Here is a 12,082-nt window from a genome sequence, read left to right on the forward strand (position 1 = left end):
CCAAGGTAAGGTCATGCGTTTGGCCTTTCCTATCATGCTGGGCATGCTCTCGCAGAGCGTGCTCAATTTGATCGACGCTGCCTTGATAGGCCATTTAGGCCAGGAGGCACTGGCCGCCGTGGGTATGGGTGGGTATGCCATGTTCATGATGACGGCGCTGGTGTTTGGCCTATCCTCCAGCGTGCAGTCGCAAACCGCCCATGCAACGGGCGCTAATCACATGTGCCCTACCCAACCCCTGCGCGCAGGCATGGTCATTGGTTTGGCCGTAGGGTTGCCGCTCTCTTGTATGGCATGGTGGCAAGCCCCGGCGCTGATCCATCTGATATCCCCCGCAGACGACGTCACGCAGCTTGCTATCGATTACTTCCGCTGGCGCGTCATCGCGCTAACCGCCATCGCGCTGACCCTTTGCTTACGTGGCTACTGGAACGGACGGCAGCAAACGCATCTCTATCTACGTATCATCGTCGTGGTCCATGCGGCTAACGTGGCGCTCAGTGCGGCACTCATCTACGGGGTCGCGGGGTTGCCTGCGTTGGGAGTGAACGGCGCTGCGATCGGCACCACGCTGTCACTTCTGCTGGGGCTGGGGATCTGGGGAAGCATCACTTGGCGGCAGTGTCATCCCAGCACTTCCTCAATGCCTTCCTGGGAAGACGTTAGATCGACGCTGACGCTTGCGTGTCCGCATTCGCTGCAACAGCTTTGGTTTGCCGCCGGTTACGTGGTGCTTTTTTGGCTGCTGGGTCAACTCGGCACGTCGAGCGTGGCGGTCGGTCACGTCTTGGTGAATCTTTCCTTGCTACTGATTTTGCCGGGCGTCGGTGTGGGAGTCGCTGCTATGAGCCTTGTCGGCGAAGCCTTGGGCCGCGACGATCAGCAGGCCGCCCACCGCTGGGGCATTGACGCCTTGAGCGTTGCCGGTATGCTGCTGACTGTTCTAGCGTTACCCATGCTCGTCATCCCCGAGCCGATTTTGGGCATTTTCTTTACCGATGAGGCGCTGGTGCAGTTAGGGAGACTGCCCCTGCAAATTACCGGCCTAATGATCGTGCTCGACGCCGCTGCGCTGGTATTGGCACAGGCCCTGATGGGCGCTGGTGCGCAGCGCACCGTCATGCTGCTCACCTTAGGGATGCAGTGGCTACTCTTTTTACCACTGGCTTGGTGGGTGGGTATTTGGCTGGGTTACGGGTTGGTCGGGGTCTGGTTGACACAGCTCTTTTACCGACTGCTCAGCTCTACTGGTTTTTTGTGGGTATGGCAGCGGCGACGCTGGCTCGCCCAAGGGTTTCGATAGTCGTTTGAAATAGCATTTAACGATAAAAAGATAATTATATATTCTTTTGTAGAATATGACGCCCGCGTTAAGGTGACGGCACATTACCATCCGTCTCGACGTGACCATTTCGCTTTTAGCAGGATCGTGCCACATGTACCGTTATGATATTCACGACCAAACGCTGGTTGACGAGCGCGTAGCTCAGTTCCGCGATCAGATGGAGCGCTACCAAGCCGGACGCTTGGGAGAGGAAGAGTTCCGCCCCCTGCGGCTGCAAAACGGCCTGTATATCCAGAAACACGCGCCTATGCTGCGCATCGCCATTCCTTACGGCATGCTGGCAGGCCAGCAATTGCGTGCCCTGGCCGAGATTACGCGCCGCTACGACCGCGGCTATGGCCACTTCACGACGCGCCAAAACCTGCAGCTCAACTGGCCTGCACTCGAAGACGTGCCGGATATCTTGGCCGAGTTGGCCAAGGTACAGATGCACGCAATCCAAACCAGCGGTAACTGCATCCGTAACACCACTAGTGACCAGTTTGCTGGCATTGCCAATGACGAAGTCGAAGACCCGCGCCCTTGGTGCGAGCTCATTCGTCAGTGGTCTACCTTGCACCCGGAGTTTGCTTACCTGCCGCGCAAATTCAAAATTGCGGTAAGCGGGGCCGCCCAAGACCGCGCTGCGATTCAGGTTCACGACATTGGCCTGCGTCTGTGGCGCAATGCTGACGGTGAGCTGCGCGTCAAGGTATTGGCAGGTGGCGGTTTGGGCCGCACGCCGATGATTGGCGACGTGGTACGCGAAGACCTGCCCTGGCAGCACCTGCTGACCTATCTCGAAGCGTGCGTACGGGTGTATAACCAGTTCGGTCGCCGTGATAACAAGTTCAAGGCGCGCATCAAGATTTTGGTGAAGGCGCTAGGTATCGACGAGTTCCGCCGTCGAGTCGACGAAGAGTGGGCGCATCTGAAAGATGGACCTCAGACGTTGAATCAAGCCGCCGTCGATGCCGCCAAAGCGCACTTCCCCGAGCCGGAGCGCCGCCCGGTGGCCGACAACGCGGTGGCAGCGTTCGACCAACTACGTAGCGAAAACCGCAGCTTCGCGCGTTTCGTCACCAATAACGTGACCGACCACAAAGTGCCGGGCTACAAAGCGGTCACGCTGTCATTGAAGCGCCGCGAGCATGCTCCGGGAGACGTCACTGCCGACCAAATGGAAGCCGTGGCCGATCTGGCGGACCGCTACAGCTTTGGTGAAGTGCGGGTGACTCACGAGCAGAACTTGGTGCTGTCAGACGTGCCGGTCGACGAGCTCGAAGCGCTTTGGAAAGAACTGGATGCGCTGGGAATGGCCAACCCCACCGTTGGCACATTGAACGATATCATCTGCTGCCCCGGTGGCGATTACTGCAGCCTTGCCAATGCGGTCTCTATTCCCATTGCCCAGGCGTTGCAAGAGCGCTTTGAAGACCTGGATTTCCTATACGATTTGGGTCCGCTCGACCTGAATATTTCAGGCTGCATGAATGCCTGCGGCCACCACCATGTCGGCCATATCGGCATCCTTGGCGTCGATAAAAAAGGCGAAGAGTATTACCAAGTCTCGATTGGCGGTAATTCAACGGACGACGCCTCGCTGGGTAAAATTCTAGGCCCCTCTTTCTTCCGCGAAGACGTGCCGGGCGTGGTCGAGAAGGTGCTCGAAGTGTATGTGGCTGAACGTCACGAAGATGAGCGCTTCCTGGATACGTATCGCCGTATTGGCCTAAAACCCTTTAAGGAGCGTGTTTATGCCCAGCAATGATACCCAAACCGAGGCCGTAGAACAGACGCCGGTTCATGTCGATCACTTGATCGACAACGGTGAGCTGGCTGCTGAAAATGCTTGGTGCGTCTCCTACGATGCGCAAACACTGCCCGAGCAGCGCCCTGCGTTCGTGCCACTCGCACTGTGGCAAAGCCATCAGGATGATGCAGAGCTGGCACCGCTACTGGCGAGCGACACCGAACTCAACGCCGAACTGGCCAGCGAACTCAAGATGGCCCCTGCCGTCGCCGTAGATTTCCCGGCCTTTACCGACGGGCGTGGTTACACCATTGCGCGTTTGCTGAGAGAGCGTTATGGGTTCACGGGAGAGATTCGTGCGGTCGGCGACGTGCTGGTCGATCAGTTGGATTACATGCGTCGCTGCGGCTTCTCGACCATGGCGTTACGAGACGATCAGCACCCTGAGGATGCACTGCGCGCCCTCAATGCGTTCAGCGTCCGTTATCAGACCGACGTGGAAGAGCGCCAAGCTCTGTTCGAAAAGCGCCTAGCTGCTAGCCAGTAACCCCGCTAGCATATCGACAACGCCGACAAGGATTTGCCCTTGTCGGCGTTTTTGCGTTTAACCGCGCCGTTTCTGCTGACGCTCGCGGTTATTGGCTTTGGCGCGGTCGCTTTTGCGCAACATCACCCAGGTCGCACCCAGACCGCCCTCTGAAGGTTGTGCGGAGACGTAGGCCTGCACCTCGTCGAACTGGGTGAGCCACTTGGCGATATAAGAGCGCAACACGTTGGCCGGACTATCCAGCTCCCGCCCACGTCCATGAACGATCAGCACTGAGCGTAAGTCATGGGCATAGGCTTCTTGAATGAAGGGGAACAGCATACGCCGACATTCCACCAACGGGCGCCGTAACAAATGGAGCTGTGCTTGCACGCTGTATCCGCCATGCTTCAACTTATCGACCACGCCTTGTTGAATGCCTTCACGGCGGAACTCGATAGGGTCGAAGGGGGGCAGTAAATCGACGAAATCGTCCGAGAGAAAGTTACGCTCATCCAAACGCTCTTCTGCGCTCTCACGCCGGGCCAATTGGGCTTCTGATGGCCGTTGACGGTGGGGACCTGTATCTGCGCGGTTGCGCTTGGGCAATGGCTTCACATCGCCCACTAACGCGCGGAAGTCCATATCATCACGAAGTGACTGGCTCATAACAGGCTCCTCCGATAGGGTCTAAGGCCTAGACAACGCTACGTATCGTAGCAAAATCACCGACACTGCTTAAGACTTGTCTTGTGGCATGACGTTCTTCACTCTACACAGCCACACGTTACCTAGGAATGACGCATGATTTGGGCAAAGCGATTGGTATGGTCACTGTTGGCTGGATTGATGGGCATTGCCGCTTGGCTCTGGCTGACCATGCTCAGCCCTTGGTTCTATGAGCGCCCCGAAGAACTACCCGACATCGAACAGCGCACCCACCAAGTGTTCGTGTACGGCACGCTGCGCTACTGGCCTATCCGCTGGATCGTCATGGGGACGTCAGGTTCCCCTGAGCCTGCGCGACTAGAAGGATTCGAGCGTCAGGGGTTGGATCTTGCGGCCCGTGCGGATAGCCACGTCGATGGGCTCCTGCTAACCGTTTCGCCCCGTGTGCTGGCGCGCCTCGATCGTTATGAACGGCTTGGCGTTCGCTATGAGCGCGTGACGCAGACGCTGGCCGATGGCAGCACTGCCTGGATCTACGTTCGGCTTCCAGAGGTCAGCTTGCTCGATAGCGCTCCTGCCCAGGGGATAGCTCTGGTACCATATGACACGTTGCCAGTGACCGCTCAACGCCTGGTCGCCCTGCCCACCACTTAGGATACGCCATGAGTGAAGCCACGCCCTTTGTCTTGATACTGTACTACTCCCGCTCAGGAGCCACGGCAGACATGGCCCGCCAATTAGCGGCGGGTGTCGAGAGCCTTCCCGGTATCGAAGCGCGACTGCGCACGGTGCCTGCGGTCTCCCCCACCTGTGAAGCCGTCGACCCCGAGATTCCCGCCGAAGGAGCGGTGTACGCCGATCTGGACGATTTGCGTCACTGCAGCGGGCTGGCGTTGGGTAGCCCAACGCGCTTTGGCAATATGGCTGCGCCGCTCAAGTATTTTCTCGACACGACCAGCAGCCTTTGGATGAATGGCGCGCTCATCGATAAGCCCGCTTGCGCGTTCACCTCGACCTCTAGCTTGCATGGCGGCCAAGAGAGCACCTTATTGACCATGCTAGTGCCCTTGCTACATCACGGTATGGTCTATGCGGGCATCCCCTACAGCGAGCCCGCGTTATTGAGCACGCAGCATGGCGGCACGCCTTACGGGGCCAGCCACATGGCTGGCGCGCGCAGCGATCGCCCGGTGGACGAGCACGAACGAGCGTTATGCAAAGCACAAGGCAGGCGGCTCGCCAAACTCGCGCTGGCATTACATAAAATGCGCCAGGAGGTGTCTTCATGAGACAGTGGTTAGAGACGCTGGAAGAGAAACACGGGCTCGATACGTTGACGCGACAAGCACGCCTGCTGGTGCTCGTTAGCTTTGGCGTGCTGCTGCTGTTGGTAATTTATCGTGGGTTCTTCGTGCAAGGCGAGACGTTCAATTGGCGCCCCGTCGTCGCGTTCGTCCTACCCCTGGTGCTGTTCTTGCCATCGATCATTGGCCAACGTGCCCGTGGGCACGCATGGCTTGCCTTCGTCAGCTTGCTCTACTTCACACAAGGCGTCATGCTGGCGACGCTGCCCGGCCAGGGCATGCGCGGAGTGTTGGAAGCGCTGGTATCGCTGGCGCTATTTACAGGCTGCATGGGGTATGCCCGTTTTCGCAGCCGCCAACAGCGCCTCAAAGGCTGAGTGTATCAGTAGAACCACAACCAGCCACTCACACCTGCCGCGATCAGCAGTGCACCTATGGCATAGCGGGTTTGCGCACGAGACGCGGCAGGAGTGGTATCCGCGGGGGGGCGGTCAAATTTTTTGACGCCCGTAAGCATGGCAGTGACTAACCGCTCGCCTTGAAGCGTATGCCACATCAGCCCCAGAACGTGCACACCGATCAATACCAACAGTAAGTCGCTATTCAGCGCATGCAGTTGGCCCAATAAATCGCCTACCCCTGCCCCTAACAGCCCATACAGCGGCGCTTGAAAGAAAATATCATCGCTCAAGAACAAGCCACTGAGCGCTTGAAACCCCAACGACGCCAGTAGCAATACGACCATCCAGCCGCCAAGCGGATTATGGCTAGCATAGTGTGGTGCGCGTCGTGTCATCAGCGCTTTGGTATAACGTGCGGTGACAGTTGGCCCGTACAAGAACGTGCCAAAGCGGGCATACGTCGTGCCCACCAGGCCCCAGATCACGCGAAACACCAATAACCCAATGATCAAATAGCCCGACTGGGCATGCACTTCCAGCGGAAATAGAAACGGCTGGCCCGACGTTTTGGTGGTGTAGAACGAAATCACCACGGCTGCCAACAGGGACCAGTGAAACAAACGAATGAACGTATCCCATACGGCTATGCGTGTCGTGCGGCTCTGCATCTGACGATCCTCAATCCTCGTACTGGTAGAGTTTCTCATTTATTGACGGGTTCTCCTAGGAGGATTCCACCCACTCACCAACGCTGTGTCACTGCACCAACCGTTTTGGGTCATCCACCGAACAACACTTGAGCTTTATCGGTAGACCAGCGAACATGACACTAATGCAACTTATCACCGCAAGGGAGCTTCACCGATGACACGTAATATTGCCGACGTCAGGCGTGACTACGAGGGTGGGCGTTTGGATGAAACGCACACTCCTGACGATCCGTTCGTGATGTTCGATGAGTGGTTCAGCCTGGCGCTCGAAAGCGAAGGTAAAGATGGTAATGCCATGACACTTGCCACCGTGGATAGCCAAGGCCGTCCCCATGCCCGCGTGGTGCTGCTCAAAGGGTTCGATGAGCGCGGCATGGTGTTTTTCACCAACTACCACAGCCATAAAGGCAGCGAACTGAACAACGTCCCCTTCGCCGCCCTCACGTTCTGGTGGCCCTCCCTCTCCCGCCAAGTACGTATCGAAGGCGCGGTGGAGCAAGTATCTGCCGAGGAGTCGGACGAGTACTTTGCCAGCCGCCCGCGTGGTAGCCAACTGGGGGCTTGGATTGCGACCCAGAGCGTGGTGATTCCTGATCGCAACTGGATCGAAGAGCGTCAAAAACGTTTTGAACAAGCCTATGAGGGTCAGGATATTCCGCGCCCCATCCATTGGGGCGGCTACCGTGTCCATCCAGAAATGATCGAGTTTTGGCAAGGGCAACCCAGCCGCTTGCACGACCGCTTGCGCTATGAGCGACGTGATGGCGGTGAGTGGAGCCGCTTCCGTTTAGCGCCTTAATCATCCCGCGCAAGACGGCATCCAGCAAGTGGCCTGCCGGTGTTGACCAGCAGGCCATTTTATTGGACATGGTGTTGAACAGGGTTAATCCGGCTGACTCTCCAAGCGGTGCCGCTGCCACTCGCTGTCGGGTTCGTTTAGCCGTAGCACGGCATCAATCACCTGCTCTTCCATGTTGTAACGGCATCGGAAGCCAAGATGCTTCATCAGTGCCCGCATCGGGTGGTTATCCACCATGATTTTGCCGATCATTTCGAGCGTGCCGATGCTGGTGCAGTAATCGATCATCTTCTTCATCAGCAGGCTACCGATCCCCAGGCCCTGCAAATCATCGCGAATGATGATCGAGAACTCGGTACGAATATTGTCTGGATCGTTCCAAACCCTCACCACTCCCAGCATCTCCTTACTGCCATCATCGTGCTGATGCTCGGCAATAAAGGCCATCTGACGGTCATAGTTGATGTGCGACAGAATCGATAGGTCGCGCTGGGTAAGGTTCGACTTGTTATGGAAGTAGCGAAACCGAATGCTCTCCTCTGAGAGCTGCCGGTGAAAGGTCGTGATCAGTGGCGCATCCTCTGCGCGAATGGGCCGCACTTCTACCTGCCAGCCATTTTTCAACGTCACCCACTGTCGAAGCTCTTCTGGGTACGGCATGATCGCAAAACGAGCGGGGTGTCCTAAGTCCATGGCAAAATCCACGGCCAACATGCCATCGCGATTTAGCAGCAAGGGATTGAGCTCCAGGCCGCGCAGGTCGGTCAAATCCGAGGCCATCTGTGAAAGTTTGACCAATAATTGGCACAGATGCTGGATATCACGTTCGGGGTCGGCAGAGTGCTCGCGGATCAACGACGCCGCGTGGGTGCGCCCTACCACATCCGAGGCGAGGCTCATGTTGAGTGGCGGCAGCGCCACCTGGCGGTCTGCCAGTACGTTGACCTTGTAGCCCCCAATACCGAACACGATCAGCGGCCCAAACACGGGGTCCCGTGTGATGCCTGCACAAATTTGCATCGAGTGTTTGCCACGCTGCATGGGCTGGAGGCAGTACTCACGAATGGCATGTTCGGGAAACTTCTCCTGCACTTTATCGCCCAACCGCCGAACGCCCTCAGCGACTTGCTCCGGCGTTTCCAAGTCTTGGAGCAGCCCAGCGGAAATCTTATGCGGATGCTTGCGGTAGCGATACGGCCGGCAGTTTCCCTCGTGGACGACTTTCAGCGCCTTTGGCCCAGGAAAGCGTTCGGCGACCACCAAGGCTTCTTCGGGCGAGTGCACGTAGGCGCTGGTGGCAGTGGGAATACCGTAGGCCTCCAGCACTCGGGCCGTTTCAGAGTGTGTCAGCGTCTGCCTGCCCTGCTCTTTTGCCTGTTTGATCAGCGCGCGACACTCAGCGCGAATGTCCGGGCTGGTAGAAAACGGCAGGCTGGGCGGAATTTCGTGCAGCAGCGCCTGAACGCGCTGGTAATCCACCATGTGCATAAACGCCTTCACTGCTTTTTCGGGCGAGGTGTAGGTGGGAATCCCGGCCAAGTTGCAGACATGGCGGGCATTGAGCGCCTCTTTCAACCCCATCCAGCTGGTGAGTAAATTGCGTTTGAAGGTTTTGCGGTGATCGATGAGTGCCTGAGCCGTGACTTGGGAAGGCGCCAGTCGTGTGGGGGCGTGCACGACCAATACGGCATCGACGTTAGGGTCGGCGGTGACGATTTGCAGCGCCTCTACAAAGCGCTCTGGCGTTGCGTTTCCGCCTAAGTCCACAGGGTTCTCACCCGGCTTACTCATATCCACCTGGCTTTTATGCAGCGCCGCCTGGGTCTCCGGGCTAAATTCCGCTAGTTTGCCTCCTGCGCTCACCAACTTATCGATAGCCAGCATGGCAGGCCCAAGGCCGTTGGAAACGATCGCCAAGCGGTCGCCGCGCAGCGGCTTCATGCGGGATAGCGTTTCCAGCGCATCGAGCATTTCATCTGAATCGTTGACCCGCACGACACCCGCCCGGGCGAAGGCCGCATCGAAAACGACATCGCGGTTAGCGATGCCTGGCGTTGGGGGCATGCCGGAGATATCCGACTGCGGCGTGCGGCCGCTTTTGATCGCCACGACCAAGCGATTGCGGGAGGCATCCCGCACGGACGTCATGAAGTGCTGGGCGTCCGTGACTCGCTCTAAGTGCAATAAGATGGCTTGGGCAGGAGAAAACTGATTCACGTAGTCGATCAAATCAGGGAGCAGCACATCCACGCTGTCCCCGACGGTAATCAAATGGGAGAAGCCCACATCTCGGCCTGCAGCCCAGTCGATCATCGCGTTGGCCAGCATCCCCGACTGGCCTAAATACGCGACGCGACCCGCCTTGACCGGCTGACTCGCATACGAGGCATTGAGCTTTTTACCCGGCACGATCAGCCCCATACACTCCGGCCCAAGCACGCGAATCCCCGATTCACGAGCGGCCTGGAGCATACGCTGACGAATCGACCCTTTGTTACCCTCCTCTCGGTCCAGGTAGGCACCTCCGGAGAGCACCAAGGCGGCCTTCACACCATACCTACCGAGCTTTTTGATGAGCTTGGGGACGCCTTCGATGGGTGAACACACCACCGCGAGATCGGGTATTTCGGGTAATTCGTCTACGGTGCGCACGCAGTCCACACCGAATACCGATACGTATCCCTTCAAGTTCACGGCCCAGAGTTTGCCTCGAAAGCCGCCCTCTTGGAGATTGCTCAAGACCAAGCCACCTAGAGACGCCGGTTTTTCAGAGGCACCGAACACTGCAACCGAGCGAGGTTCGAAAAAATGATGCAAAAAGCGTGTGCTCACGGATGCGTCTCCCCTGACATGAATGACTACTGTGTACGACTTATTGACACTGTCGCGCAAGCCCCCGGGGCGATTAAGGTGGCTCTAACGTTACCGGAGCGCTTGAATGATCACTGCCTACCTTACCCACCCCGACTGCGCATTGCACCACATGGGGCCAGAGCACCCCGAAAGCCCTCTGCGCTTGGAGGCCATTCGCGCGCGGCTGTCATTGTCTGGGCTGTTGCAACAAACCATGCAGGGGGATGCCAAAGAGGCGTGTGATGAAGCGCTGGCAAGAGTCCATCCGCTGCGCCATCTCCACGCATTGGAAAAGTGCTTACCCAGCGAAGGGATCGTGACGCTGGACAGCGACACCATGATGAACCCCGACAGCCTAAAGGCTGCCCGCGTGGCTGCCGGTGCCGTCGTTCGCGGTGTGGATCAGGTATTCAAACGTCAGGCAGACAATGTTTTCTGTGCAGTGCGCCCCCCTGGCCATCATGCCGAAGCATCCGATGCCATGGGCTTCTGCTTTTACAACAACATTGCCGTGGGGGCCGCCCACGCCAGAGCCACATATGGCGCTAAGCGCATCGCCATTCTCGATTTCGACGTTCATCAGTGCAATGGCACCATCGACATTTTCAAAAACGACCCAGACGTGCTGATTTGCACCAGTTTTCAATACCCGTTTTACCCCTGGCGATACTTACGCAGCGAGTGGCAAAACGTAGTGAATACACCGCTGGAGGCGGGTACCGGCAGTGAAGAGTATCGACGCGTCATCGAGCGCCACTGGCTGCCAGCGCTACACGCCTTCAAACCTGATCTCGTGATGCTGTCAGCAGGCTTTGACGCCCACAAAGACGACCCGATGGGTGATATTTGCCTGGAAGACGAAGACTTCTACTGGGTGACCCATCTTGCCATGGAAATTGCGGCACTCTACGCCGATAACCGCGTCGTGTCGGTGTTAGAAGGCGGTTACAACCCAACGTCACTGGCTAGCAGTGCCGAGGCTCATCTGAAAGCCCTCTTGGGGCTGCCCTTCACCAATGCGCCTTAGCGGCCCTGGTAGGGAGGGAGCTGTGGTACTATTCAGCCACCATGTTGCCCTCCATTTTACGTGACCGTTATGACCGCTACTTCTGAAGAGCACGCAGCGCTGCGCATCGCGTCAGGGCGTAAACCCTTTGTCGAACCGTTACGCTTGGGCGAGCGGCTCAAACAAATTCGCTTGGCCAACCAATGGACGCTGGAAGATGTCAGCCAGCGTACTGGCATTGCTCGCTCAACGCTTTCCAAAATCGAGAACGACCAGGTGTCGCCGACGTTTAGCGTGGTGCAAAAACTGATCAGCGGGCTCAACATCGACCTCCCCCAGCTCTTTACACCCCCCAAACGTGAACGCTACACCATGGGTCGCCGCGATCTCACGCGTAAAGGAAAAGGCCAGCTACACCCGACCCCTACCTACGAACACGAGCTGCTGGGCCATCAGCTCGCCCAAAAACGCATGATCCCGTTCAAAACCATCGTCCGGGCACGCAGTTTTGAAGAGTATCATCAGTGGGTGCGTCACGATGGCGAAGAGTTTTTAATGGTGCTGTACGGCGATATCATGCTCTATACAGAGTTCTATGCGCCGCTGGTACTGGCCGAAGGCGACAGCATCTACTTCGATAGTGACATGGGCCACGCCCTAGTCTCTACCAGCCAAGACGATGCTGTCGTACTTTCGGTGTGTACTCGAGGGGATTTGGTTTAACGCGACGGAGGCCG

Annotated in this window: 12 protein-coding genes; 9 read left to right on the top strand and 3 right to left on the bottom strand. The window is 57.6% G+C overall.

Annotation, left to right across the window (positions count from 1 at the left end):
• Positions 1 to 13 precede the first annotated feature (13 nt).
• From QIT27_RS07170 to QIT27_RS07180, 3 genes are all read left to right on the top strand, one after another.
• A complete protein-coding gene (locus tag QIT27_RS07170) occupies positions 14 to 1,303 on the top strand; it encodes an MATE family efflux transporter (RefSeq protein ID WP_502875192.1) in 1,290 nt (429 codons plus the stop codon).
• A gap of 133 nt (positions 1,304 to 1,436) precedes the next feature.
• Positions 1,437 to 3,095, top strand: a complete 1,659-nt coding sequence (locus QIT27_RS07175; protein ID WP_159342184.1) for a nitrite/sulfite reductase — start codon at positions 1,437 to 1,439, stop codon at positions 3,093 to 3,095.
• Positions 3,082 to 3,624, top strand: coding sequence for a DUF934 domain-containing protein (locus QIT27_RS07180; protein WP_253016389.1), 543 nt, complete (start codon positions 3,082 to 3,084; stop codon positions 3,622 to 3,624). The genes QIT27_RS07175 and QIT27_RS07180 overlap by 14 nt, the downstream gene beginning before the upstream one ends.
• A gap of 57 nt (positions 3,625 to 3,681) precedes the next feature.
• On the opposite strand, the gene smrA is transcribed toward QIT27_RS07180, so the two are convergent.
• Entirely contained in the window at positions 3,682 to 4,272 is a 591-nt protein-coding gene (gene smrA / locus QIT27_RS07185; protein ID WP_253016391.1) for a DNA endonuclease SmrA, read from the bottom strand.
• A gap of 135 nt (positions 4,273 to 4,407) precedes the next feature.
• Between smrA and QIT27_RS07190 the strand changes: the two genes are divergently transcribed.
• From QIT27_RS07190 to QIT27_RS07200, 3 genes are read left to right on the top strand one after another with little or no spacing between them, the layout of a single operon-like run.
• Positions 4,408 to 4,926, top strand: coding sequence for a gamma-glutamylcyclotransferase family protein (locus QIT27_RS07190; protein ID WP_285263323.1), 519 nt, complete (start codon positions 4,408 to 4,410; stop codon positions 4,924 to 4,926).
• 8 nt (positions 4,927 to 4,934) lie between these two features.
• On the top strand, positions 4,935 to 5,561 hold the full coding sequence (gene wrbA, locus QIT27_RS07195) for an NAD(P)H:quinone oxidoreductase (protein WP_285263324.1): 627 nt from the start codon (positions 4,935 to 4,937) through the stop codon (positions 5,559 to 5,561).
• Positions 5,558 to 5,953 carry a DUF2069 domain-containing protein gene (locus QIT27_RS07200; RefSeq protein ID WP_159342179.1) on the top strand — a complete coding sequence of 132 codons (396 nt, stop codon included), beginning with the start codon at positions 5,558 to 5,560 and terminating at the stop codon, positions 5,951 to 5,953. Before wrbA ends, QIT27_RS07200 begins: the two co-directional genes overlap by 4 nt.
• A gap of 5 nt (positions 5,954 to 5,958) precedes the next feature.
• Here the strand turns inward: QIT27_RS07200 and QIT27_RS07205 are convergent, their stop codons facing one another.
• Complete coding sequence (locus QIT27_RS07205) at positions 5,959 to 6,645, bottom strand: cytochrome b/b6 domain-containing protein (RefSeq protein ID WP_285263325.1); 687 nt, start codon at positions 6,643 to 6,645, stop codon at positions 5,959 to 5,961.
• A 196-nt stretch (positions 6,646 to 6,841) separates the two neighbouring features.
• Here QIT27_RS07205 and pdxH point away from each other — a divergent pair, with 196 nt between their 5' ends.
• Complete coding sequence (gene pdxH, locus QIT27_RS07210) at positions 6,842 to 7,486, top strand: pyridoxamine 5'-phosphate oxidase (protein ID WP_159342177.1); 645 nt, start codon at positions 6,842 to 6,844, stop codon at positions 7,484 to 7,486.
• Positions 7,487 to 7,570: 84 nt separating this feature from the next.
• Here the strand turns inward: pdxH and QIT27_RS07215 are convergent, their stop codons facing one another.
• A complete protein-coding gene (locus tag QIT27_RS07215) occupies positions 7,571 to 10,318 on the bottom strand; it encodes a bifunctional acetate--CoA ligase family protein/GNAT family N-acetyltransferase (RefSeq protein ID WP_285263326.1) in 2,748 nt (915 codons plus the stop codon).
• Positions 10,319 to 10,424: 106 nt separating this feature from the next.
• Between QIT27_RS07215 and QIT27_RS07220 the strand changes: the two genes are divergently transcribed.
• Positions 10,425 to 11,366: a histone deacetylase family protein gene (locus QIT27_RS07220; protein WP_159342175.1), complete on the top strand. Its 942-nt coding sequence runs from the start codon at positions 10,425 to 10,427 to the stop codon at positions 11,364 to 11,366.
• A gap of 69 nt (positions 11,367 to 11,435) precedes the next feature.
• The gene (locus tag QIT27_RS07225) at positions 11,436 to 12,068 is read left to right on the top strand and encodes a helix-turn-helix domain-containing protein (RefSeq protein ID WP_159342174.1); all 633 of its coding nucleotides are present in this window, start codon (positions 11,436 to 11,438) and stop codon (positions 12,066 to 12,068) included.
• The last annotated feature ends 14 nt before the right edge of the window (positions 12,069 to 12,082 follow it).

It is taken from the genome of Halomonas sp. LC1 (genome assembly GCF_030247125.1).
Classification (GTDB): domain Bacteria; phylum Pseudomonadota; class Gammaproteobacteria; order Pseudomonadales; family Halomonadaceae; genus Vreelandella.